Source organism: Kosakonia radicincitans DSM 16656 (assembly GCF_000280495.2).
Taxonomy (GTDB): Bacteria; Pseudomonadota; Gammaproteobacteria; order Enterobacterales; family Enterobacteriaceae; genus Kosakonia; species Kosakonia radicincitans.
In genome coordinates, this window is the sequence record NZ_CP018016.1 from 1,964,238 (window position 1) to 1,986,586 (window position 22,349).

The window sequence follows — 22,349 nt, forward strand, 5'->3', positions numbered from 1 at the left end:
GAAATATTGCGTGAGTTCACAAAATAACGCGACGGAGTGATTCGTCGCTTGTCAGTGAATTAAAAGCCAGTATCCTGTCGCAGGACAAACTGGATTGCTACCGTATTATTCTCTGACCAATACGGGCAAAACCTGAATCGTTTTTCTGAGCATTGACTGCCTGGAAAAATGATTCAGGTTTTTTTTTGGAGTTTTGAAATGATATCGGATTTTCCTCAGGAGGGATGAACACGTAAAAATACCAATGGCCTGTCAGTTCAGGTGAAGCATGAAATACCCTGATAGTCGTTGCGGGATATTTCATGGGCGGCTCTTGTTTCCGCAATGAATGATTCCAGCCATACACTATTTGCGGCAAATAACCAGTCGTTCATTTTACTGGTACAGATAATTAATTACCTGATGTCGATTCAGTTCATCAGGCGGAGTTGTATTGCCTGAATATCTACCCAGCTCATGTTAATCAACCCATTTATTACCAGGGATAACAGGAACAAAAAGATGATAAATAAAAAGCATCAACTGAAATGGATTGCTCTATTAATATCCTCTGCGCTGGTTTCCGCCAGCGCCGACGCTGCAAAACTCTCTGTTGAACAGCGTCTGGAATTACTGGAAAAAGCACTGGCGGAAAACCAACAGGAATTACAGGCCACGAAGCAAGAGCTGCGGCAATATAAAACCCGGTTCGACAGGCAGCCGGATCCTGCCCGTGGAACGAACGCTGTCGCCAGTAATAAACCCGCCGATAAAACGCATGCGGCAACATCTGCGCCTGGTGACGCTACGCCAGTGCATTCTGCAGCGGTTACCGGCGCGACACCGGCACAAGAGGTGACGCTGGCGGACATCAGTAAATATGTGAAAAACGATCTCGGCTTCAGTTATACCGGCTACTTCCGCTCCGGCTGGTCGACCGGAACGCGCGGCGCGCCGAAGTCTTACGCCATTGGTTCCCTGGGGCGGTTCGGCCAGGAAAACAGCGCCTGGTTTGACCTGCAATTGTCGCAGAAAGTCTACGATGCCAGCGGCAAGGTGGCGAAAGCCGTGGTCATGCTGGATGGCAACGTTGGCCAGCAATATAGCGCGGGCTGGTTTGACAGTACCTCGGAAAATCTCCTGCAATTCTCGGATATCTATCTGACGACCAAAGGGTTCCTGCCGTTTGCGCCGGAAGCGGATTTTTGGGTCGGTAAACATAACCTGCCGGTGTATGAAATTCAGATGCTGGACTGGAAAAGCCATCGCACGAACGCCGGTTCTGGTCTCGGCATCGAGAACTGGCAGCTTGGCCCCGGCAAGCTGAATGTGGCCGTCACACGCGAAGATGTTAATGCCCACGCGGTCGATTATGCGACCTCGGGCAATACGCAGCAGGTTAACGCCAACAGCGCAGAGGTGCGCTATAAAGATATTCCGCTGTGGGAGAAAGCCACGCTGGAAGTATTTGCGCGTTATGCGATGCCGAATGAAACCGACAGCAACCATAAAAATGAAGATAACGGCAGCTATTACAGCGTCAAAGATGCCTGGCATGGCGGTTTAATTCTGCGGCATAAGTTTAACGACGGCGGGTTTAACGAATTAACGCTCCAGGGAGCGGATAATTCCATCGCCAGCGGCTTTGCGTTAATTTCGGATTCTAACCCAACGTACGGTTATAACGATCAGTATTATGGCGAGCATAGTTACGGCAAAGCCTTCCGCATGATTTCTCAGGGCGAGAATTATTTACGTCCGGATGTGATTATGGCGCATGCGCTGGTCTATGCGCACGGTAATGATATTTACGACTACAACACCGGTGCGCATACTGATTTTAATTCCGTTCGTGCGGTGGTTCGCCCGGCGTATATCTGGGATAACTTTAATCAAACTGGCGTGGAACTTGCCTGGTTCGATCAGAAAAATAAAACCGGCGGCAATGAGTATCATGAATCCGGTTATAAAACTACGCTCTATCATGCGCTGAAAGTGGATACCAGCCTGTTGACCTCACGCCCGGAAATTCGTTTCTATGGGACGTATCTGAAGGTGAACGATAATGGCATCAGCCAGTTTGAATTTGCCGATGCGAAAAGCGATCAGTTCACCGTCGGCGTCCAGGCGGAAGTGTGGTGGTAATAACTTAAAAATTCAGAGCCTGCGTACAGCAGGCTCTTTTATTATCGGCCGCGCGATATATGGGCTCGGCGGGTATGGCATTCCAGCTCATCTTTTACGGCGTGCAGAAATACGTTTCGGTATTTCCCGGAGCGAACGGGAGCCAGACTATTCCGCCTGGTCTGTTTGCTGGCTTAAAGCATGGCCCTGAAGATGCGCCAGCTATAATCAGCAATAACCGGCTTGCGGTCATTTAAACATGTTTAAGCATATGATCGAGAAAGGCGCGTACCGCAGGATTAGAACGACGGCTTTCATGCCAGACAGCCGAAATATTGCCTCGCTCTACCGCAAAATCTGCCAGTACGGGCACTAACTTTTTATCCCTCACCAGGGAAGCCACCATAAAGTTCGCGGCCATGCCTATTCCAGCCCCGGCGGCAATTGCGGCAATGACGGCTTCGCTCGCATCAACAATGACCGCTGACGAAGGCACCATCTCAATTTCCCGCTCTCCGATACGGAACGGCCAGCGAAAAAGTTGCCCCGTATTCTGGTAACGCAGATTAATCGTTTGATGCCCGATTAAGCCATTGGGATGTTCCGGAGGAGCGCAACGGGCTAAATATTCAGGCGAGGCATAACAACCCATCTGATAGGTCGGGAGGTGACGCGACAGGAGGCTGGAATCCGCAAGCTCACCCATTCGAATGGCAATATCAATATGCTCATCAACAAGGTTTACCATGTGGTCGCTTAAGCGCAGGTCAATCTTCACTTTGGGGTAAAGCGCGCAAAATTGTGGAAGAACAGGGGCAATTAAATGAATACCAATGGGTAACGACGCCGCGATGCGCAATGTACCAGCGGGTTCTGCGCGCGTGCGTTTGGCTATCTGTTCGATCTCCTCCGCATCCCGTAACAACCGCAACGCCCGTTCGTGCAGTTCGCGGCCTTCGGCAGTCAAAACCAGCGAACGCGTCGTTCGGGTGAACAGCGTGATGCCAAGGTGTTTCTCCAGCCGCTGAATACTCTTACTGATGGCGGAAGGCGAAACAGAAAGCGACCTGGCAGCCGCAGTATAGCTGCCCAGCGCGCCAGCACGAGCGAATGCAATAAGACCGGTGAGTCTTTCAAAAGCCATTTGTTCCTTCATGGCATAAGTAAAGCGAAATTCAGCCTCATTATCAATCCCTGATATTCGTCATATGCTCTGACACCTGAGCACTTTTAGAGCGAGATTGTGATGACTGAAATGATGAAAGCAGTACAACTCCATGCGTTTGGCGGGCCGGAAAACCTGCTGTATGAAGAGACCCCCAGGCCGCTAGTGGGCAGCGATGAGGTTCTTGTGCATGTGCAGGCGGCCAGCCTTAACCCGCCAGACTGGTATCTGCGTGACGGTTATCGCGCGCTTCCGCCTGAATGGTGGCCGGAGCCCGAATTTCCGCTCATTTTGGGGACTGACGTATCAGGCGTCGTTGCTGCGGTCGGTAAAAATGTGACCGGGTTCAGCACGGGTGATGAGGTCTATTCAATGGTGCGCTTTCCGCAAAAGTTAATGGAAGGCAGTGGCGGCTATGCGCAATATGTCAGCGTTCCTTCATCCGAACTGGCATTAAAACCACGGGGAATTGACCATATTCAGGCGGCGGGAGCGCCGATGTCACTCCTCACGGCCTGGCAGTTTCTTGTCGAAACGGGGCATGACGCACCGAATCCTTTCCAGGCTTTTCCTCATAAAGCCGTTCCATTAAAAGACCGGACCGTGCTGGTCAATGGTGCAGGGGGAGGCGTGGGACACCTTGCGGTGCAGATTGCCCACTGGAAAGGAGCGCGTGTTATTGCTGTGGCCTCTTCCCGCAATGAGGCGCTGTTACGCGATCTGGGGGCGGATGAGTTTATCGATTACACCAAAACAGCACCAGAGAGCGTAGTAAGCAATGTTGATCTGGTGCTTGATGCGGTTGGCGGTGCAAATATGGAGCGCTTTCTGCGCTGTATAAAGCCAGGCGGTGCGTTATTTCTGGTAAACCCTCTGGGTTTTTCCGCATGGAGTGAGGCCGCCAAAAAAGATATTACGGTGTCATCAACACAAGTCCGCTCCAGTGGCGCGCAATTATCAGAAGCAGGCCGTCTGCTGGAAGAAGGCGTGATCCGGGTGGTCATTGATAGTACCTGGCCGTTAGCCATGGCATCGGCTGCTCATCAGCGTGCTGCGAAGGGAAGTATTCAGGGCAAAATTGTGCTGACAAACGCTTAATCACTTCCCCGATTTGTTCTGCATGGCGATCGGGGGAAGACAGAAAAAGGAAAGCGTTATGCTCATCGTCTCCGGCCATATCCATATTGAGCCCGCGTGCTTACAGCACTTTATGGCCGATATAAAATTACTGGCTCAACGCGTGCGAAAAGGTGAAGGCAACCTCTCGTATGATGCTGCAGTAGATGACCCTGTGACCGGCAGCGTGCTGATATCTGAACGCTGGCAAGACCAGGAGGCGCTCACGGCGCATCTTGCGGCAACCCACACCCGGGCATTTATCACCAAATGGGAAGGGCGAATGACGGGTGCGGTTTTGAAATATGACGCCTTTAATGAAAGGGGGCTGTTGGATGTGTAATACCGGTTGCGTTTATTATGATCGGCGCGTCAGCCACCGTTTTTACCGGCAGCTTCGCGCACGAAATCTGCATTAGCGTGAGCTTAGTTTCCGTTCGGCAAAATAGTGGGCAGGCGTGCTGCCCATCGTTTTCCTGAACATAGTGATGAACGCATTCACGGACTCGTACCCCAATTTAGCCGCCACGTTTTGCACGGATACGCCGCTGGCTAACTCCTGTAGCGCAATAATCAAATGGAGTTGCTGGCGCCATCGCCCAAAGGTCAGCCCCGTCTCGCGCAGCATCAAGCGCGCCAGCGAACGTTCGCTTATCGCCAGCCGTTTCGCCCACTCTTTAAATGTGCTGCGATCTTCCGGCTGGCTTACCAGCGTATCGGCCATGGTACGTATTTTGGGATTCGAAGAGACAGGCAGGCTCAGTTTCTGCTGCGGCATGGTGGCTAATTCGTCGAGCGTCACCCGGGTGAGCCTGGCAACGTGGCTATCTGCCGGGTAATCAACGCCCTCGTGGGTTAAACGGTCAACTAATTCTTTAATCAACTGCGAAATCGCCAGCGTGCAACACTTCTCCGGGAGTGCTACGGCTCCGGGTTCAATGAACAAATAATTAAGATGTGCGTTCCAGGTCGCTTTGGCACTGTGCGGGACCCCGCCCGGGATCCAGACAGCGCAGTGCGGCGGCACGATCCAGATATCATTTTCCGCGCGACAGATAACAGCACCATACAGCGCAATAATCAGTTGCCCCTTGCGGTGCGTATGCACGGGCACTTCGGCGGCGTAATCAACGAACTCGAGATGACGCGCAACGGCCGGGCACGGTGTGGCGTCAGGATCAAACACTTGCGTGGCATCACTGGTCTTCATAGCATTGGCAACATTTAGGGATTTTTTGACAGAATAGAGTATTTAAGCGAGTGTGCAAGTCGGTAATAATCCCGGCATGAACAAAATAAACTTCTGTCACTGCCGCTTTTGGCGGGCTATCTCCAACGTGTTCCACCGTGCAGGTGTCGTAATGGCTTCATTGACGCTGCAAAATGACGCCAATGCGTTGCTGTATGCCATCAAGAGCTTTGCAGCAGCCATGCTCGCTTATTACATCGCCTTATCGATCGGTCTTGAAAGGCCTTCCTGGGCAATCATTACCGTTTATATTGTTTCGCAGACCTCGGTTGGCGCTTCACTCAGCCGATCGCTTTATCGCCTGGCCGGAACAGTCATCGGTGCCGCAGCGACCGTGTTGATTGTGCCCACGTTTGTGAATATGCCGATCGTGTGCAGCGTGGTGCTTACCGGCTGGATCACCTTCTGCCTTTACTTATCGCTGCTTGAACGCACACCCCGCGCTTACGCTTTTGTTTTAGCCGGTTACACCGCGAGCCTGATTGGTTTTCCTGCGGTAATGCAACCCGGCGCGATTTTTGACACCGCCATCGTTCGGGTGCAGGAGATCATGATTGGCATCCTCTGCGCGGCGCTTCTTCACCGCTATCTTCTGCCAAAACGGATATCCGGGCTGTTCAACAGCAAATTATCGGAAACGCTGCGCTCGGCGCGACAGACCCTTGCCGACGCGTTAGCAGGCAAATCCGATAAGGCTGCAAATAGCCTGCATTTGGCGCTGGCGTTGCAGTATCTTCAGGGCGTCAGCCACCACATTCCCTATGACTTTGCCCTCTCCGTACCGATCCGGCACGCCAGAAATGCCCTGCATGACAAGCTGGCCCGATTGTTAATCGTGATCTGCGAATTACGCGATCGCCTGCAGATGATTGAGGCGATGCCGGAGGATCTGCACAAACTGCTGGGCGATGTTCAGCACTGGCTTGCCTGTCAGGATGAGCGGGAACGAAAAATTACGGCAGAAGCGCTAAGAATACGCAGCGAGCAGTTAACGGCGCAGCAGGATCAGCTCGCTCTGACATTGCAGGATGCCGTGCAAGCGAGCTTTGCCCGTCATCTGACAGAAGCGATCCTCCTCATACAGCAATGCGAGCGTCTTGCCGGGGCCATCCATCACGCGAAACCCGCGCCAGGGCTGGCGCAAGACCAGCCGGTGAAAGGTTATGTTTTTCATCGCGATCATCTTGCCGCTGCACGCACTGCGCTGGGGGCGTTTGTGATAATCATGAGCGGCTGCCTGGTATGGATTTTCTCGGCCTGGCCTGATGGCGGCACGGCAGTGTCTATCCTTGGCGTCTGCTGCACGTTGTTTGGCAGTTTCGACGCGCCGGCTCCGCATATTGTGAAATACATTATTGGCTCCTTCTGGGGCGTATTGATAAGCCTGATCTACAGCTTTGCCCTTCTTCCACACGTCACTGAATTCAGTGTGCTGGTCGCGGTGTTTGCACCAGCCTATCTGCTGGCCGGATCGCTCCAGGCACGGCCGCCCACCACGTTTATGGCCATGGGGATCACCCTCACACTGCCTGTTTTGTGCGAGTTGGGTCCCCGCTACAGCGGCGACTTCGCCGTGGCTGTTAACACCGCCATCGCCTTATTTGCCGCGACCGGTTTTGCCGTGATCGGTATGAGCTTGCTGCAAACCGTGCAGGCAGATGCGGCGATAAACCGTCTGCTGAAGCGTTGCCGTCGCGATATACGACGCAGCGTGAAAGGGGCGTTTAAATCCGACGAGACACACTGGACCAATTTAATGATCGACAGGACTGCCTTGTTACTTCCGCGCTTGCAGCGTAGCAGGCAATCGCCCGCGCAGACGCTTAACCAGATGCTGCACTATCTGCGGATTGGCCTCGGCGTGATGCATTTGCGGCGTGGTTATTCGCCAGCGGGAGGCGATACGGGTAAAGCGCTCAATGAGCTGTTTTACCTGCCTGGCAACGCGACAGATGCCGCTATTTTGCGCCAGCGTATTGCCGCAATGATTGGCCGCTGTTTGCCTGCCGGGCAGCAACAATCTCAGCAATTCGTTGGCAGGCTGGTTGATTTGTACTGCGCATTGCAGGAGCAGAACAGGGAGCAGGCCGATGATCAATGACATGAATATTGGCGGTGTCTTTTTCCCCGGCCTGTTGATCGTCGCGATTCTGGCCCTGGTCTTTACTTTGCTGTGTGTGCCGCTTTTCTCTTTCAGCAGGCTTTACCGGCGTTTGCCTTATCGCCCGCTGATGGGTTTCTCAATCTATATCGTTACCTTTTCCCTGCTTATCCAGGGGCTGAATGCGCTGGGGTGGTTATTCGCATGAAATCGTTTCTCTCTCTGTTTGGACGCTATGCGCTGACATTAAGCGCAGTGGCGGTGGCAACACTTCTGGCTTTTATGATGTGGAAACATTATGCGCAGATACCCTGGACCCGCGATGGCCGGGTGCGTGCGGATGTGGTGCAGATTGCGCCGGAGGTTTCCGGGCCGGTGAGCAGTGTGCAAGTCAAAGATAATCAGTGGGTTAATCGTGGCGATGTGCTCTATACGATCGATCCGCGCTGGTTAAAGCTGGCGGTGGCCAGCGCGCAGGCTGACGTCGAGGCTAAACGCCATGAGATGTTAATGCGCCAGGATGCGGCGACAAGGCGTTCCCGCCTCAAGGGCGTGATCGCCAGCGAGGATTTGCAGCAAACCGACAGTGCGGCGAGCGTCGCGGTGGCGAACTACCATGGCGCGCTGGCCGCGCTGGAACTGGCTCAGCTTAATTTATCCCATGCCACCGTGCGCTCGCCGGTTGCGGGCTATGTTACGCATCTGCGGCTTCGCGCTGGCGACTACGCTGCCGCTGGCGAAACAAAAGTGGCCATCGTCGATGCGAACAGTTTCTGGGTTGTGGGTTATTTCGAGGAGACCAAACTGCGCCATATTCGTGTGGGAAACAGTGCGCAGATAGCGTTGATGGGGTTTGAGCCTGCCATTACCGGCCATGTTGAAAGTATCGGGCACGGGATCGGTGACAGTAATGACGAGACGGGCGGGCTTGGTCTGCCGGAGGTGGAACCGACATTTAGCTGGGTGCGGCTCGCGCAGCGTATTCCGGTGCGCATTCATATCGACACCTTACCGGCGGGAATTGATCTGGTGGCTGGTTTGTCCGCGAGCGTGTTGATTACGCCATAACGTTTCTGGTCACTATTGTGCACACGTTGGGTTTAACGCTATGAATCACAGAAAAGAACTTATCATCAACTTAATTGCGTGGATCAATCGCAATATTCAGTCGCCAATGAAAATTGATGATGTCGCAGCCAAGTCCGGCTATTCAAAATGGCACTTACAGCGACTGTTTTTTGCGGAAACGGGCCAGAATCTGGGCCAGTTTATCCGCGATCGAAAGCTAAGTTTAATTGCCGAACAACTGATTACATCCAATGAATCATTAATCAGTCTGGCCATGAAATACGGCTTTGATTCTCAGCAATCATTAACCCGGGCATTTCACAAAAAATATCAACTGCCGCCGCATAAATACCGAAAGACATTTTTTCGTCAGCATTTCGATGATTTTCATACCGACGTAAAACCACGGAAATCATCACCCGCGTCATCGTCGAGGTGAGTCGTCTGTTGCCGTTCCGGCTGGCGATTAGGGGACATCTATTTAAAAAGCGGGACGCCTTGCCGGAATGACGCGCCTTTGTACCAGAATGGTGCGCGCTGCACTGACACAATGCGTGTTCGCCTCGCTATTCTGCCGGTTTACCTGCACCTTCTGCGGTTTTTAAAAGCTGGCACATCAATTGCTTTCTTAACGATACCGCATCCTGCATGGCAGGAACAGGCACCGTAGCCTGGCAAGCGGCTTGTGGCGATTAGCCACTCCAGTACATCGATTTCAGGCGAAGAAGCCCTGCCGGCAATGCTGTCGGCGGGGCTTTTTTTTGGAGTAAATCTATGAGCAAGTTAAAAGCATGGTTTCAGGGTCCACAAGATATCACTGAAGCAGAAGCCGTTGAGGATTACGCAGTCGGCCGCGTGCCGTCGCACTATCGCTGGCCTATTCCGGCCATTATTCTGGTACTGCTCGGCAACTCTACCGCCATGTTCTGGTTCAGCCTTGGCGCGGACATGAGCTATCAGGTCGGCTGGCCCATGTTGCTGCTGCCGATTGGTTATATGGTGGTGTTCGCCACCTTAATTGGCTCCTGCATTATGAAGATGGCGAGTAAAGAGGGACTTTCACTCAATCTGATGACGCGCGGGCTGGGATTCGGCTATATGGGGTCGGCCTTCACATCGCTGATTTACGCCGTGAATTTCATCTTCTATTTCCTGTTCGAAGGCACCATCGTGTCTCACGCTATCGCCAACTATGCGGGCGTGCCGGTCAACTCGTTTACCGGCATCGCCATCTTTGCGCTGATGGGGCTGGCCGCCATCTGGTTTGTCTGGAAAGGCATGTCATCCATGCAGTTTCTGCAAACCTGGGGCGTTCCCATTTTCATTGTGCTGTTTGGCTTTTGTATCTGGCAATTAACCCACCACTATCCGGCGGTCAGCTTCAGCGGCTGGCAGCCAAAAGGGGAGATCGACAGTAACGCGCTGTGGCTGGTGATGAATATGGCCAACGGGCAAATTGTCTTTCAGGGATTGATGGCTACTGATTACGGTCGTTTTGCCCGTCCGGGTATCAGCCATAAAGGCACTGCCACCATCATGCTGGGGATGCTGATCCCGATTGTGGTGGTCATGCTGTTTGGCGCGTTTATGGCCTACACCCTGATGCCGCATATTCAGGGCGAAGATGTCTGGTCGCTGGCGCTCGATCCGGGCTTTGTCTTCCCGCTGATTATTGGTCTGACCGGCGTGTTATTTGCGGTGATTACCCAGATCCGCATTAACGTGCTCAATCTCTACTCGGGTTCGATTGCACTGTCGAATACTATGGATATGGCGTTTAACTATCGTCCGGGACGTCAGTGGTGGATGTTGCTGGTCTGGTTGCTTGGCGTAGTGTTCTACATCTGCAATATCTTGCAATATACCGGCACTTTCCTCTCCATTACTGGCATTCTCACCAACACCTGGGTGTTTATTATCCTTGCGGATTACTTTATCTGCCGCAAAGTGCTGCACCTTGCGCCATCCGATTTTGTGGAGTTCCGCAAAGAGTATCTGCGTATGTGGAACCCGTCCGGCGTGATTGCGCTGTGCGTTGCGGTTGCCATAGGCGCGGCTGGCGTGCTGGGCCTGTATCCGATGGTGTATGCCTCGTTTATCGCCATGCTGGTTGGCCCGGTGCTGCACGTTGCTATCAGCGTTGCCACTCGCGGCAGCTATTACTTCAAAACCTTCCCTGAGGACATGCAAACCAACTGGAAACCTTCTGATGCTTATCAGGGGCCGAAACCGGTATTTAATCCGTTACTGAGCAAGGAGGCAGAATAATGCGCATCAACGTTGCAACCATCCAGTTTGAACCAACGCAGTTCAGAAAAGAGGAGAACGTCACGCGTCTGCTGGCATTAGCAACTCAGGCCGCGCGTGATGGCGCGCGCTTAATCGTTATGCCGGAAATGGCGACCACCGGCTATTGTTGGCTGGATCGCGCGGAAGTCGCCCCTTATGTAGAAACGGCGGACGGAGCCACCAGCCAGGCATTTGCTGCCGTTGCGCGCGAGTTTAACTGCTTTTTGGTCTTTGGCATGCCGGAGCGGGATCCGGTGACCGACCTTTACTATAACAGCGCCGTTCTGGTCGGGCCGCAGGGGGTGATTGGCGTCCACCGTAAAACGCACCCTTATATCTCGGAGCCGAAATGGGCGGCTAACGGCGATGGCGGACATCAGGTCTTTCACACGGAGATCGGCAATATCGCGCTGTTGATCTGTATGGATATTCACTTTATTGAAACCGCCCGGCTGGTTGCGCTGGGCGGCGCGCAAATTATCTGCCACATCAGCAACTGGCTGGCTGAACGCACACCTGCGCCTTACTGGCTTACGCGCGGTTGGGAGAACGGCTGCGCGCTGATCGAAAGTAACCGCTGGGGCTGGGAGCGGGGCGTGCAGTTCAGCGGCGGCAGCTGCATTGTGGATAGCCACGGGAATCTGCTGGCCAGTTGTGACAGCGGCGATCGGGTACTCAGCGCTGAATTACCCCTGTCTGAGGAGAATCCACAACTGAATAAGCGTCGGCCTGAGCTGTATCAGCGTTTGATGACCAACACTTTCCAGTGGAATCCAAAGGACTTTTTTGGCTTATATGGGCGTAATCCACTGCCCGACGGCAAAGATTCACGTATTGCGGTGGCGCAGTTTCGTCCGCAAAACGATGTTGATGCCAATCTGTCGCAGATTCGCCACTGGGCCGAACAGGCGAAATCGGGCGGCGCAGAACTGCTGGTATTGCCGGAACGCGCGCTGACTGGCGGTGACGGTAGCCGCTACGCGCTGACGCTGGATGATGCGCCAGTACAGGCGCTGATCGCGCTGGCGATGGAACTGGATATCGCGCTGCTTGCGGGGTTCGCCGAGCGGGAAGGGGAGCAGTGCTATAACAGCGCGGTGCTGGTGAGCAGTGGCGGGTTGAGTGCGCATTATCGGCAGATTCATGTAAGCGAACAGGATCGGCAATGGGCCTGCGCAGGTAATCAGTGGGTGACCTGCGATTTGCCCTGCGGGCGGGTTGGTATTTTGCTGGGCGAAGATCTGCTGGTGCCGGAAGCCGCACGGATTCTGGCGCTGGAAGGCTGCGACATCATTGCGTGCCCGGCGCAGCTTCATACACCTGCGCCAATGGCGCACGTGGGCACGGCGATCCCCCATGTCTGGCCGATTCCGCGCGGTGCCGATCCTTACCACTGGCTGCTGCCGCGCGTTCGCGCGGGTGAGAATAATGTCTGGCTGGCTTTTGCCAACTGGCCAGCCGCTGAAGGAGAAAGCATTGGCCTGAGCGGAGTATTCGGCCCGGATACGTTTGCCTTTCCGCGTAAAGAAGCGAAAGCCACAGGAGCGAAAGGGCTGGCGGTGCTGGATATTTCCACGGGTTCAGCCGGTACCACCTACCCCGATCATGTGGTAAGACGTAAAGACCTGGTGCTGATGCGTCAGCCGCATTACTACACTGCGCTGGTTGCTCAACCACCGCGATGAACCACAGACGCGGCCTGCGGGCCGCGTTGATTCAGGAGCCATTATGTCTGCCACCCAGCCGCTGCCTAAACGCGTTATTCCGGTCGGTATTCTCTATTCTGTTTCAGGCGATTATGCGGTTATCGGGCGCGAGATGCTCAACGGCATTCTGCTGGCGATTGAGGAGATAAATGCCAATCCCGCCCATGAATTTACCCTTGCTCCCATAATCCGCGATCCGCAGGGTTCGCTGGATCTCTACTACGACTATTGCCACGACTTGCTCTATCGCCACGGCGTGCGTCATGTGATCGGCTGCTACACGTCCGCGGCGCGTAAAACCATTCTGCCGTTGATCGAAGGTGCAAATGCGCTGCTGTGGCACTCCGCGCGCTATGAAGGGTTTGAGAGCAGCAACAGCGTGATTTATCTTGGCGCCACGCCCAATCAGCATATCTTGCCGATGCTGAGCTGGCTGTTACAGCAGCAGGCGGCGGAGATCTATCACATCGGCTCTAACTATGTCTGGTCCTGGGAGATGGATCGCATCACCCGTGAGGCCGTGATCCCTGCGGGCGGCTGCGTGGTGCAGAGTAAATTACTGCCGCTGGGCGACGAAAATGTGGATGCGTTAATCGCTGATATTATCGCCTGCCGCCCGAAAGTGCTCCTGAATACCATGGTCGGCAAAAGCGCCTACAGTTTTTACCGCGCCTGGCACCAGGCCTGTCAGCAGCACCCGTGGTTAAACGAGGTGCTGAAGCTGAGCCTGACGCTGTGTGAGCCGGAAGTGCAGTTAATAGGCGCAGAGGCATTAGAGGGGTATCTGGTCTCTGCAAGCTGGTTTCAGTCGATTGACAGCGCCGCCAACCGGCGTTTTCTGAGCAGCTACCGCCAGCGCTTTGGTGAGCATGTTTCGCCGTCAGTGGACAGTGAAAGTGCCTGGCTGGCCGGACATTTACTGGCAAGAGCCATTGCGCGCCACGGCAATGCCGACGTTGAAGGCGTGCGCAATGCGGTATTGCAGGATGAAATGGATTCGCCAGCCGGGCGAATTCGCCTCGACGCCGACAATAATCACTGCTGGTTGACCCCGCATCTGGCGCGCTGTCACAACGGCAGGCTGGAGAGTTTCTGGCAGGCTGATGCCGCGGTGAAACCCGATCCCTGGCTGGCCTGGGTGGATCTCGCGAGCCTCACGCATCGCGGAGGCAGCGCATGAGCCGAAAAAACGTGCAGATGCGCGGATTAAAAGTGTGTGTGATCGGCTGTTCCGATCGTGATAACCACCATCTGGCGCAACAGTTTAGCCGCATAGGGATAGAGGGCCTGTTCTGTGCGGCGTTTCCTGATGAGAGCCAACTGGCTGAGCAACAGTTGCTGGTGTTCGACGGCGATAACTCGACCCTGTTTCATCCCACGAACCTGCTCCCCTGGCCCGCGCTGCCAAAGATTGCGCTTACCGCCATTGAAACGCCATCGCGTTTACAGTGGATTGCCGAGCAGAAGATCGACAGCTATATGCGTAAACCGGTACGTTTTGATGGTGTGATGACCGCCTTTACGCTGGCGCTTAATCATGCCGCGCACATCAACCAGCTCGAAGCGCAACTCAGGCGGCAGGAGGAGCGGCTGCGAGCGCGTAAGTTTTTGTTTTCCGCGCAACTGCGGGTTATGCACGCGCTACGGCTGGAGGAAGACGATGCTTACAGCTTGCTGCGCCGCGCCTCGATGGCGCAACACATGACCATTGAAAACCTCAGCTGTGAGTTGCTGAATGACACGGAGTCCTGGCTCAACCGGTTGAAATCACTGCTGGCGGAATAGTGTGCTCTGTTTTGCAGGATGCTGTGCAAAAAAACGGCCTCAAGAAGAGGCCGGAGTGTCGGGTTTTCACTATTCCGCTTAATTTCTGACGTTAATCACGCCGTATTTTGACGCTTGATCCTGAAACACCACTTTACCGCTGTCATTTTTGACAATCTTCACCATTAACACATCGTTATCCATGCTGTTTTGCGCAAATACGCTAAAGTTTTCCGGCAGTTTGATATGTAATCCGTCAGAAAATGCCTCGCCGGCAGCGCTGGGGTAGTTTCCGCTGCTCATGTTATAAAGCGTGGTGATATTGTCTTTGGTGATTTTCAGGTCGCTGTCGTTAAAGCAGTTATCAACGTATCCCGGCGAGGTAACCGGGCCGCACGTCACGATTGCGGTATAGCCATTGCGGTATTTGGCCTCTTCTTCCATATTGGATTTTATCGCCGCGATATTTCTCTCCGCTAAAGGGCTGCCATTGGCTTTTGCCTTTTCATACCACGCCAGCGCTTGCTGATAATCCTTTTCGACGCCAATCCCGTTGGCATAGTTGTAACCCAAATCAATTTGCGCATTCGCATCATTGGCTTCGGCTGCTGCGCGGGTTAACGCCACGCCTTTATCAACATCCCGGGCAACGCTTTTCCCGTAGGTATAGAGAAAACCCAACCGCTGCATGGCCGCCGGATTTTTTTGCGCCGCTGCGGATTCCAGCCAGTGAATGGCTTCGCTTTTTTGCTGCGCAGTGCCTTTGCTGAGCGCGATTCCCCACTCGGCCTGTGCAGCGATATCGCCCGCTTCAGCTTTCAATTCAAGTTCTGATTTGGCGGCAACCGGTGCGGGCTGCGGGGTAACTGGCGCAGGATCGGGTTTCGCCTGAACGGGTTCAGTTTTGTTACCCAGCAGCGTTTGCAGATCCTGAATGCGCGACTGATACGCAGTTTGCAGAGACTCAATGGTCGTCGCCTTATTGCGAATATCTTTCAGCCATGACAACTGTGATTTGCGCAGCAGGGCTTTATTTTCCGGCTGTTGCTGAAGTAGCTGGTTATAGAGCGCGTTAAGCTGGCTGTCCATCCCGGAGAGCGCGGGCGTGGAGCAAATGGTAAGTTCGACAAAACCTGCGGCTTTCTCACAATTAAACGAAGCACTGTGGCCCATTTGCGAAATGCAGCACAGTAGGCCCGCCAGAATGGTTTTCTTCATAATCTCGCCCTTGTTAAGTTTGAATATCTCTATCGGGCTGAAAGACAAAAGCTTTAGGGGAAATATACCTGCTGTTAATAGGGGGATCAGGCGCGATCCCAGGGGGGATTGTCGCCAAAAGCCTGCGCCAGGTAATCGACAAAATGGCGGACTTTCACTGGAATGCGCAGCGCGCTCGGATAAACCGCCTGAATAACTAAATCACTGGCAGTGTAATCCGGCAGCAACGGGATCAAGGCCTTGCGGCGGATATAATCGCCAAACATAAAGGTTGGCCCATAGACAATCCCCGTTCCGGCCAGCGCAGACGCCACCAGTAACTGCAGATTATTTGCCGTCAGCCTGCATGGCCCATCAATCACGTGCGCGTGTTTTTGCTTATCAAACAGCGTCCAGTTTCCTTCTGAGACGGCTTTACTAAAAGCCAGCCGTGAAGCATTACGCAAATCCTCCGGCGTTTGCGGAGTGCCGTGTCGCAAAAGCCAGCCAGGTGAAGCGCAGATAACCATGCGACAGGGCGCCAGTTGCCGCGTGACAAGCTGTGTCGATTTCAGTCTGCCAATGCGGATGGCAACATCCACCCGCGCATCCAGCAGATCGACATAACGATCTTCCAGCAGCACCTCCACATTCACCTCAGGGTGATCTTCCAGATAGCGAGCCACTACGCTTGCGACATGAAGCTCACCGAAAGTGACCGGGACGGTAACGCGCAAGGTGCCACGTGCGGTGGCCTGGGTATCGCCCGCTTCGCGGTTTGCCTCCTCAAACGCTTCGAGGATCTGTTTGCCGCGCTCGTAATAGATTTGACCGGCATCGGTCAAACTTAATCGCCGTGTTGAACGTTGCAGAAGCCGGGCATTCACTTCGGTTTCGAGCGCGCTGACGTGTTTGCCCGCCATAGCCGGAGACACGCCAAAACGTCTCGCAGCGGCAGCAAAACTGCCTTCTTCAACGGCAGCAACAAAAACAGCAAGGCTGGTTAACCGATCCATTTCTTTACCATTCAATACTCAGATTATCGACTCTCGCTACTTTACAGGGAATTATCAAATACTGTGATGGAGTTTACGCTGCTGACTCGTTAAACAGAGGAGCTATGCAATGAAACTTGACGTTAATGGCACACACATTCAGGTCACGCAGCAAGGGAACGGGGAGCTGGCGCTGGTCTTTTTGCACTATTACGGCGGTTCGTCGCGAACCTGGGATGCGGTTGCCGGGGCACTGTCGGATCGCTACCGGACGATGGCCATCGACCATCGCGGCTGGGGCGAATCGGCAAAACCGGAAAGCGGCTATGAGCTGGCGACACTGGCGGCGGATGCGCAGGCGGTCATCGATGCGCTTAACCTGCAACGCTATATTCTGGTGGGGCATTCGATGGGCGGAAAGGTTGCGCAGCTTATCGCCTCGCACCAACCGACTGGTCTTGCAGGGATGATCCTGGTCGCGCCGTCTCCCCCTTCGCCGATGCGCCTTTCACCGCAAGAACGCACGCTTTTAACCAGCGCTTATTCGTCCCGTGAATCGGTCGGATACGTGATTGATAATGTACTGACAGCGAAAGAACTGAGCGCCGCACAGCGGGAGCAGGTGATTGAAGACAGCCTGAAAGGCAGCCCGCAGGCGAAAAAAGCCTGGCCGGACGTGATGATGGCGGAAGATATTACGGCAGATGTCGCTGCAATTAAGGTGCCCGCGATGGTTATTTTGGGCGAGCGGGATAAGGTGGAACGCCGCCCGGTGCTGGAAGCCGAGCTTTTGCCGCGCATCCCGCAGGCGACGTTGCATATCATCCCTGACGCCGGGCATCTGCTGCCGCTCGAAGCGCCGCAAGCGCTTACAGAGAGGATCGCGCATTTTATAACGCATGCACTCTGAAGCCTTAACGCAGGCAGGCGAGATATCTTTCCCCTGAGCGGCGTTTTCGGTTATCTCTTTGCCCGCAAACGCGCCGTAGAGTTGCGTATATTTGACGGCACTCTGGCGGCGCGTCAAATCCGGCTGCCCATTCCTGCATAGCGGTGTAAAAATGGGAGATGTCTTTCAGCCCGCCGGATAGTTCAGAGCCGCTGATACGGCTCTGTGCGGGTACCAGGCTATTCGGCTCGTGGCAGTAGCTGGTAAATCCACGCGCTGACGCGTTTGCCCTCAGCGGTAGTGACCTCGACTAAAACGCGGTCGTAGCCCTCTTCAAATTCATCCAGCATCGGCCAGTGCGCAGCAAGGTTGTCGGACAGAAACAGGTAACCGTGCACCTGTGCGCCGTTTTCATCCAGTACGATGCCTGGAAAATCGGCAGCGGCTCCCCAGCCACGCGCGTAAAACGTACCGGTGACGTGGCCCGGCAGCCATTCACCGCCGATGTTTTCCAGGATATGCGCATTAGAACAGCCGGGACGCAGCGTGCCGTAGACAAATAACGATTCCATTTTCCCTCAACAATCAAGGCGATAAATACCCAGCGGGCGAAGAGTATTCAAAATACGGTTTTGTGATGAGGTTCGCAACTGTCTGCACGCGCGGTGCGCGGTAAACGCCAAAAAGCAAAAAGCCTGCTCGAAAGCAGGCTTCTTAAATATGGCTCCTCTGACTGGACTCGAACCAGTGACATACGGATTAACAGTCCGCCGTTCTACCGACTGAACTACAGAGGAATCGTGTGGAGGCTTATCTTAGCGGCGAAAAATCTTTTGTCAAACCTCATTTTAGCGATGGCAACCTGACTGCTGAATCCATCGACAATTTGATCTAATAAACACCGATTTCGGTGTAAATACTTTGCAGGATCAGGGTTTCTCCCTCATCATTTGAAATGTGATTTCACCTTTCGCGGCTAAGGACCATTTTGAACCTCGTCACTCCCTTACGCCAGGCCGTCATGCGTACGCCCTGGTACAGAAAACGTAAAAGTTACCGTGTATTATTCTGGCGAGAAATTACCCCCCTTGCCGTACCGATCTTCCTGGAAAACACCTGTGTTTTGATGATGGGTGTGCTCAGCACGTTTCTGGTGAGCTGGCTGGGTAAAGAAGCGATGGCGGGCGTCGGCCTGGCGGACAGCTTCAATATGGTGGTGATGTCTTTTTTTGCCGCCATTGATTTAGGGACGACGGTGGTCGTGGCCTTCAGCCTCGGCAAACTGGATGGTGAGCGGGCGAGGGCGGCAACGCGGCAGTCGCTGGTGATCATGACGTTGTTTGCCATTGTACTGGCGGCGGTGATCCACTACTTTGGCACGCAAATCATCGACTTTATCGCCGGTGCGGCGACGGCGGAAGTTAAAGCGCTGGCGCTGACCTACCTTGAACTCACCGTCATCAGCTACCCGGCGGCGGCCATTGCCCTGATTGGCAGCGGTGCGCTGCGTGGTGCGGGCAATACCAAAATCCCGCTGTTGATTAATGGCGGGATGAATATCCTCAACATCATTATCAGCAGCATCCTGATTTATGGCCTTTGGGGCTGGAAAGGCATGGGGTTTGCCGGTGCAGGGCTGGGGTTGACTATTTCCCGCTATATTGGCGCGGTGGCGATTATCTGGGTGCTGATGATTGGTTTTAATCCGGCGCTGCGGATCTCGCTGAAAAGCTACTTCGAAAAACTCAACTTCTCTATTATCTGGGAAGTGATGGGGATCGGCATTCCGGCCAGTATCGAGTCGGTGCTGTTTAACGGCGGCAAGCTGTTAACGCAAATGTTTGTCGCGGGTATGGGTACCAACGTCATCGCCGGTAATTTTATTGCCTTCTCCGTGGCTGCACTGATTAACCTGCCGGGGAACGCGCTGGGCTCTGCGTCTACCATTATTACCGGTAAGCGCCTCGGTAAAGGTCAGATCGGCCAGGCAGAACGCCAGTTACGCCATGTCTTCTGGCTTTCGACGCTGTTGCTGACAGCAATTGCCTGGGGTACTGCGCCTTTTGCCGGGCTGTTTGCCTCCTTTTATACCCGGGAAGAGGACGTAAAAGAGGTGGTTAAGGTACTTCTGTGGCTTAATGCGGCGTTTATGCCGATTTGGGCGGCATCATGGGTGCTGCCTGCGGGCCTGAAAGGCGCGCGCGACGCCCGTTTCGCCATGTGGGTTTCCATGCTTGGAATGTGGGGTTGCCGGGTGGTGGCAGGGTATACGCTGGGGGTCATGCTCGGTATGGGCGTGATTGGCGTCTGGCTAGGGATGTTCCTCGACTGGGCGGTACGCGGCGTTTTCTTCTACTGGCGCATGGCGAGCGGCAGGTGGTTGTGGAAGTATCCAAAGCCGCAGAAAAGAGCCATTTCTGCACAACCTGGAGAATAATTCGGCAAACGCGCCGAAAAAGGCAAATCAGGCTTTGACAAGGGTCAGGGGCGTCGTTAATATTCGCCCCGTTCACACGATTCCTCTGTAGTTCAGTCGGTAGAACGGCGGACTGTTAATCCGTATGTCACTGGTTCGAGTCCAGTCAGAGGAGCCATATTTAAGAAGCCTGCTTTCGAGCAGGCTTTTTGCTTTTTGGCGTTTACCGCGCGCCGCGCGTGCAGACAGTTGCTCCGCAATTTCAAACCATCTCGTAAGCCTTTTAAAGCCTCTGATTCACACGGTCTGTATCAGTAATCACTAAATACTCATAATGAAATCAGTGCAGTACCCACAAGAACGTGTACTGTCTTTTTCAATTGATAAGGCCGGATCATGTAACATGATGGCTGGAATTTATAATATTACAAATAAAGGAAATGATAATCTATCTCATTAGGTTTACTTCTAAAGGGCAAGAAAAATGTTACGTATTGATGAATCGGAGTTCCCTCTCGTATGGCTGATACAAGTCGACCAAATGGAGAATCGCAGTTCTCAAAGCGAAGCTTACGATAACAGTTTTATTCAGCTAGAAAAAATTTTAGGCAAGAAAATACCTTTTGTCATAATAAGTGCGACAGAATTTGAGGATGAAGAACAACACGAACATTCGAAAGAAGAAAAAATGAAATTGGCATTATGGCTTAAGAAAAACAAAGCCAATGTGAAAAAATATATAATCGCGCAAATTCAAATAGTACCAGAAAACAAACAAAGCATTATATTAAAAGGCTTTGCGAAAGCATTTTCAAAGTTTTGGGGATATCCTATGCTAATCGTTTCTGATAAGGAAAATGCAATAGTCAAAGCCAATAATTTACTTAACAATATAAAACAACAAGATTAATGCATTTTCACCTTAGCTAAATTCGCCCCTTATGTGAAAGAACAAGAACAGGAAAATTAATGATGTTAACCAGAAAACGCATGCGGCAAACAGTACCAAGGCAATATGTTATTAATGTCATGGAAAATAACAAGAATAAATTTCTCCAGGTTACCGAAATATATTCCCTCATGAAAGAAAGTCATAAAATTGCGCTGAGTGTAATTTATCGAGTCACAAGAGATCTCTATACTGCAGGAATTCTTGAACGACGCTGGAATGAATATAATGGACGTCTAACATATAGATTAATTGACACGATGAAATGAAAATATTTGGCTTACTTCTGGCCTGCCTTTGTAGGTTACAATCATTATCACTTTCATATAAAAACGAGCAAGTCTTAGAAGAAAAGAATAATATTTATTTATCATCATCTGAATGACACGTATCTGGTAAAGGGATGTAATAATATCCTTTTAAACTGCCTTTATTCTCTTTCTCAAAAAAACAACCAGAAAAAAGATCAGGATCAGAGTCTCTTCTTTTTATTTTGTTCTCTATCATATAATTAAAATATACATAATTTATAAATTTTTCTAAATCAGATATGTACCCCTCATAATAAAACCTTATAAATTCATTATATGTAACAACCGAAGAGATCGTAGCATCTCTGGCAGTAAAAAAAATCACAGGGTCTTTTATTGACAACGTTTTCTTGAACTCAGCAGTTATAGTCAAATGGTTGGATGCACTGCAGGAAGAAATTACGAATTTTTTTTCGTATAAATCTAAAATGAAACGAGTTAGTCTTTTATAGAAAAGAGACTCAATGCTTTCATTTCTTTGTGAAAGGACAAACTCTTGCTTTTCTTCTTTATAATCATTTCTTCTATCATGAATAGAAGAAACAATATTATGCTCAAATATAATATTCTCATGTTTAACTGTTAAGTTCCAGGACATGGCGAGGTTTCTCTGAAAAAAAGAGCTGGATATAAATCGAGTCTTACGGTAGTAACCAGGGGTTACGCCATAGTACTTCTTAAAAAAACGAGCGAATGTTTGCTGGGAACTAAAACCACTTTCAACACAAATTTCTACCATCGGGAGCTGACTCATTTTTATAAGGAGGGCTGCATTCGTAATTTTCCTGTTTCGAATGTATCTTCCAAGACTTATTCCAAAATATTTATGAAACATTCTCTGGAGATGCCATTTACTGTAACCTGATTTAATTGAAATGTTTTCTATTTTAAGATTGGTGTGTAGATTATTTTCAATCCAGGTAAGCAGATCATAGAAGAAATCAGTCATAAATATTCACCATAAAAAGAAATGTATACCGACAAGACTAACGCTTGAGTTACATAACGACTAAAAAATCACACATCATATA

Annotated in this window: 22 protein-coding genes and 2 tRNA genes; 17 read left to right on the forward strand and 7 right to left on the reverse strand. The window is 52.2% G+C overall.

The annotated features are described in order from the left end of the window. The first annotated feature begins 501 nt into the window (after nucleotides 1-501). The gene (locus Y71_RS09560; RefSeq protein ID WP_007371342.1) at nucleotides 502-2,124 is read left to right on the forward strand and encodes a carbohydrate porin; all 1,623 of its coding nucleotides are present in this window, start codon (nucleotides 502-504) and stop codon (nucleotides 2,122-2,124) included. 232 nt (nucleotides 2,125-2,356) lie between these two features. On the opposite strand, the gene Y71_RS09565 is transcribed toward Y71_RS09560, so the two are convergent. After that, nucleotides 2,357-3,259 carry a LysR family transcriptional regulator gene (locus Y71_RS09565; RefSeq protein ID WP_035942189.1) on the reverse strand — a complete coding sequence of 301 codons (903 nt, stop codon included), beginning with the start codon at nucleotides 3,257-3,259 and terminating at the stop codon, nucleotides 2,357-2,359. A 90-nt stretch (nucleotides 3,260-3,349) separates the two neighbouring features. Here Y71_RS09565 and Y71_RS09570 point away from each other — a divergent pair, with 90 nt between their 5' ends. Together Y71_RS09570 and Y71_RS09575 are read left to right on the forward strand one after the other, a co-directional pair. Then, nucleotides 3,350-4,366 (forward strand): NADP-dependent oxidoreductase, encoded by a 1,017-nt coding sequence (locus Y71_RS09570; protein ID WP_007371345.1) that lies wholly within the window; start codon nucleotides 3,350-3,352, stop codon nucleotides 4,364-4,366. Nucleotides 4,367-4,424: 58 nt separating this feature from the next. Further along, entirely contained in the window at nucleotides 4,425-4,727 is a 303-nt protein-coding gene (locus Y71_RS09575) for a putative quinol monooxygenase (protein WP_007371346.1), read from the forward strand. A 72-nt stretch (nucleotides 4,728-4,799) separates the two neighbouring features. Here Y71_RS09575 and Y71_RS09580 read toward each other — a convergent pair whose 3' ends face one another. Next, entirely contained in the window at nucleotides 4,800-5,594 is a 795-nt protein-coding gene (locus Y71_RS09580; protein WP_007371347.1) for an AraC family transcriptional regulator, read from the reverse strand. A gap of 76 nt (nucleotides 5,595-5,670) precedes the next feature. On the opposite strand from Y71_RS09580, the gene Y71_RS09585 reads away from it, so the two are divergent. The 8 genes from Y71_RS09585 (at nucleotide 5,671) to Y71_RS09620 (ending at nucleotide 14,582) form a co-directional block, all read left to right on the forward strand. Further along, nucleotides 5,671-7,734, forward strand: coding sequence for an FUSC family protein (locus tag Y71_RS09585; protein ID WP_035942190.1), 2,064 nt, complete (start codon nucleotides 5,671-5,673; stop codon nucleotides 7,732-7,734). Continuing rightward, nucleotides 7,724-7,942, forward strand: coding sequence for a DUF1656 domain-containing protein (locus Y71_RS09590; RefSeq protein WP_007371349.1), 219 nt, complete (start codon nucleotides 7,724-7,726; stop codon nucleotides 7,940-7,942). The genes Y71_RS09585 and Y71_RS09590 overlap by 11 nt, the downstream gene beginning before the upstream one ends. Then, the gene (locus Y71_RS09595; protein ID WP_007371350.1) at nucleotides 7,939-8,802 is read left to right on the forward strand and encodes an efflux RND transporter periplasmic adaptor subunit; all 864 of its coding nucleotides are present in this window, start codon (nucleotides 7,939-7,941) and stop codon (nucleotides 8,800-8,802) included. The genes Y71_RS09590 and Y71_RS09595 overlap by 4 nt, the downstream gene beginning before the upstream one ends. 40 nt (nucleotides 8,803-8,842) lie before the next feature. Next, nucleotides 8,843-9,241, forward strand: coding sequence for a helix-turn-helix domain-containing protein (locus Y71_RS09600; RefSeq protein WP_007371351.1), 399 nt, complete (start codon nucleotides 8,843-8,845; stop codon nucleotides 9,239-9,241). A 335-nt stretch (nucleotides 9,242-9,576) separates the two neighbouring features. Continuing rightward, nucleotides 9,577-11,070: a purine-cytosine permease family protein gene (locus Y71_RS09605; protein WP_007371353.1), complete on the forward strand. Its 1,494-nt coding sequence runs from the start codon at nucleotides 9,577-9,579 to the stop codon at nucleotides 11,068-11,070. Continuing rightward, on the forward strand, nucleotides 11,070-12,776 hold the full coding sequence (locus Y71_RS09610; RefSeq protein ID WP_007371354.1) for a nitrilase-related carbon-nitrogen hydrolase: 1,707 nt from the start codon (nucleotides 11,070-11,072) through the stop codon (nucleotides 12,774-12,776). Before Y71_RS09605 ends, Y71_RS09610 begins: the two co-directional genes overlap by 1 nt. Nucleotides 12,777-12,819: 43 nt before the next feature. Then, a complete protein-coding gene (locus Y71_RS09615) occupies nucleotides 12,820-13,977 on the forward strand; it encodes a transporter substrate-binding domain-containing protein (protein ID WP_007371355.1) in 1,158 nt (385 codons plus the stop codon). After that, nucleotides 13,974-14,582: an ANTAR domain-containing response regulator gene (locus Y71_RS09620; RefSeq protein ID WP_007371356.1), complete on the forward strand. Its 609-nt coding sequence runs from the start codon at nucleotides 13,974-13,976 to the stop codon at nucleotides 14,580-14,582. The genes Y71_RS09615 and Y71_RS09620 overlap by 4 nt, the downstream gene beginning before the upstream one ends. 78 nt (nucleotides 14,583-14,660) lie before the next feature. Here Y71_RS09620 and Y71_RS09625 read toward each other — a convergent pair whose 3' ends face one another. Together Y71_RS09625 and Y71_RS09630 are read right to left on the reverse strand one after the other, a co-directional pair. After that, complete coding sequence (locus Y71_RS09625; RefSeq protein ID WP_007371357.1) at nucleotides 14,661-15,779, reverse strand: lysozyme inhibitor LprI family protein; 1,119 nt, start codon at nucleotides 15,777-15,779, stop codon at nucleotides 14,661-14,663. A gap of 86 nt (nucleotides 15,780-15,865) precedes the next feature. Beyond that, the gene (locus tag Y71_RS09630) at nucleotides 15,866-16,774 is read right to left on the reverse strand and encodes a LysR family transcriptional regulator (RefSeq protein WP_007371358.1); all 909 of its coding nucleotides are present in this window, start codon (nucleotides 16,772-16,774) and stop codon (nucleotides 15,866-15,868) included. 109 nt (nucleotides 16,775-16,883) lie between these two features. Between Y71_RS09630 and Y71_RS09635 the strand changes: the two genes are divergently transcribed. Continuing rightward, nucleotides 16,884-17,663, forward strand: a complete 780-nt coding sequence (locus Y71_RS09635) for an alpha/beta fold hydrolase (protein ID WP_007371359.1) — start codon at nucleotides 16,884-16,886, stop codon at nucleotides 17,661-17,663. Nucleotides 17,664-17,881: 218 nt separating this feature from the next. Here the strand turns inward: Y71_RS09635 and Y71_RS09640 are convergent, their stop codons facing one another. Together Y71_RS09640 and Y71_RS09645 are read right to left on the reverse strand one after the other, a co-directional pair. Then, nucleotides 17,882-18,214: a gamma-glutamylcyclotransferase family protein gene (locus Y71_RS09640; RefSeq protein WP_007371360.1), complete on the reverse strand. Its 333-nt coding sequence runs from the start codon at nucleotides 18,212-18,214 to the stop codon at nucleotides 17,882-17,884. 149 nt (nucleotides 18,215-18,363) lie between these two features. Then, a tRNA-Asn gene (locus tag Y71_RS09645) sits at nucleotides 18,364-18,439 on the reverse strand. Between the two features lie 5 nt (nucleotides 18,440-18,444). Between Y71_RS09645 and Y71_RS30985 the strand changes: the two genes are divergently transcribed. From Y71_RS30985 to Y71_RS30990, 5 genes are all read left to right on the forward strand, one after another. Further along, nucleotides 18,445-18,537: a DUF5951 family protein gene (locus tag Y71_RS30985; RefSeq protein WP_222104920.1), complete on the forward strand. Its 93-nt coding sequence runs from the start codon at nucleotides 18,445-18,447 to the stop codon at nucleotides 18,535-18,537. Nucleotides 18,538-18,627: 90 nt separating this feature from the next. Then, nucleotides 18,628-20,079: an EmmdR/YeeO family multidrug/toxin efflux MATE transporter gene (locus Y71_RS09650; RefSeq protein ID WP_236946465.1), complete on the forward strand. Its 1,452-nt coding sequence runs from the start codon at nucleotides 18,628-18,630 to the stop codon at nucleotides 20,077-20,079. An 81-nt stretch (nucleotides 20,080-20,160) separates the two neighbouring features. After that, a tRNA-Asn gene (locus Y71_RS09655) sits at nucleotides 20,161-20,236 on the forward strand. A 306-nt stretch (nucleotides 20,237-20,542) separates the two neighbouring features. Continuing rightward, entirely contained in the window at nucleotides 20,543-20,968 is a 426-nt protein-coding gene (locus Y71_RS09660) for a hypothetical protein (protein ID WP_051644088.1), read from the forward strand. Nucleotides 20,969-21,087: 119 nt separating this feature from the next. Then, nucleotides 21,088-21,276, forward strand: coding sequence for a hypothetical protein (locus Y71_RS30990; RefSeq protein WP_354000864.1), 189 nt, complete (start codon nucleotides 21,088-21,090; stop codon nucleotides 21,274-21,276). 94 nt (nucleotides 21,277-21,370) lie between these two features. Here Y71_RS30990 and Y71_RS09670 read toward each other — a convergent pair whose 3' ends face one another. Further along, nucleotides 21,371-22,267 (reverse strand): helix-turn-helix domain-containing protein, encoded by an 897-nt coding sequence (locus Y71_RS09670; protein WP_007371363.1) that lies wholly within the window; start codon nucleotides 22,265-22,267, stop codon nucleotides 21,371-21,373. Between the last annotated feature and the right edge of the window lie 82 nt (nucleotides 22,268-22,349).

Excerpts from the sequence above, each read along its gene's own strand:
- Y71_RS09670 (WP_007371363.1), bottom strand. The coding sequence starts at position 22,267 with ATGACTGATTTCTTCTATGATCTGCTTACCTGGATTGAAAATAATCTA.
- Y71_RS09580 (WP_007371347.1), bottom strand. The coding sequence starts at position 5,594 with ATGAAGACCAGTGATGCCACGCAAGTGTTTGATCCTGACGCCACACCG.
- Y71_RS09620 (WP_007371356.1), top strand. The coding sequence starts at position 13,974 with ATGAGCCGAAAAAACGTGCAGATGCGCGGATTAAAAGTGTGTGTGATC.
- Y71_RS09660 (WP_051644088.1), top strand. The coding sequence starts at position 20,543 with ATGTTACGTATTGATGAATCGGAGTTCCCTCTCGTATGGCTGATACAA.
- Y71_RS09565 (WP_035942189.1), bottom strand. The coding sequence starts at position 3,259 with ATGAAGGAACAAATGGCTTTTGAAAGACTCACCGGTCTTATTGCATTC.
- Y71_RS09590 (WP_007371349.1), top strand. The coding sequence starts at position 7,724 with ATGATCAATGACATGAATATTGGCGGTGTCTTTTTCCCCGGCCTGTTG.
- Y71_RS09615 (WP_007371355.1), top strand. The coding sequence starts at position 12,820 with ATGTCTGCCACCCAGCCGCTGCCTAAACGCGTTATTCCGGTCGGTATT.
- Y71_RS09575 (WP_007371346.1), top strand. The coding sequence starts at position 4,425 with ATGCTCATCGTCTCCGGCCATATCCATATTGAGCCCGCGTGCTTACAG.
- Y71_RS09605 (WP_007371353.1), top strand. The coding sequence starts at position 9,577 with ATGAGCAAGTTAAAAGCATGGTTTCAGGGTCCACAAGATATCACTGAA.
- Y71_RS09570 (WP_007371345.1), top strand. The coding sequence starts at position 3,350 with ATGACTGAAATGATGAAAGCAGTACAACTCCATGCGTTTGGCGGGCCG.
- Y71_RS30990 (WP_354000864.1), top strand. The coding sequence starts at position 21,088 with ATGGAAAATAACAAGAATAAATTTCTCCAGGTTACCGAAATATATTCC.
- Y71_RS09610 (WP_007371354.1), top strand. The coding sequence starts at position 11,070 with ATGCGCATCAACGTTGCAACCATCCAGTTTGAACCAACGCAGTTCAGA.
- Y71_RS09560 (WP_007371342.1), top strand. The coding sequence starts at position 502 with ATGATAAATAAAAAGCATCAACTGAAATGGATTGCTCTATTAATATCC.
- Y71_RS09595 (WP_007371350.1), top strand. The coding sequence starts at position 7,939 with ATGAAATCGTTTCTCTCTCTGTTTGGACGCTATGCGCTGACATTAAGC.
- Y71_RS09635 (WP_007371359.1), top strand. The coding sequence starts at position 16,884 with ATGAAACTTGACGTTAATGGCACACACATTCAGGTCACGCAGCAAGGG.
- Y71_RS09600 (WP_007371351.1), top strand. The coding sequence starts at position 8,843 with ATGAATCACAGAAAAGAACTTATCATCAACTTAATTGCGTGGATCAAT.
- Y71_RS09585 (WP_035942190.1), top strand. The coding sequence starts at position 5,671 with ATGAACAAAATAAACTTCTGTCACTGCCGCTTTTGGCGGGCTATCTCC.
- Y71_RS09625 (WP_007371357.1), bottom strand. The coding sequence starts at position 15,779 with ATGAAGAAAACCATTCTGGCGGGCCTACTGTGCTGCATTTCGCAAATG.
- Y71_RS09640 (WP_007371360.1), bottom strand. The coding sequence starts at position 18,214 with ATGGAATCGTTATTTGTCTACGGCACGCTGCGTCCCGGCTGTTCTAAT.
- Y71_RS09630 (WP_007371358.1), bottom strand. The coding sequence starts at position 16,774 with ATGGATCGGTTAACCAGCCTTGCTGTTTTTGTTGCTGCCGTTGAAGAA.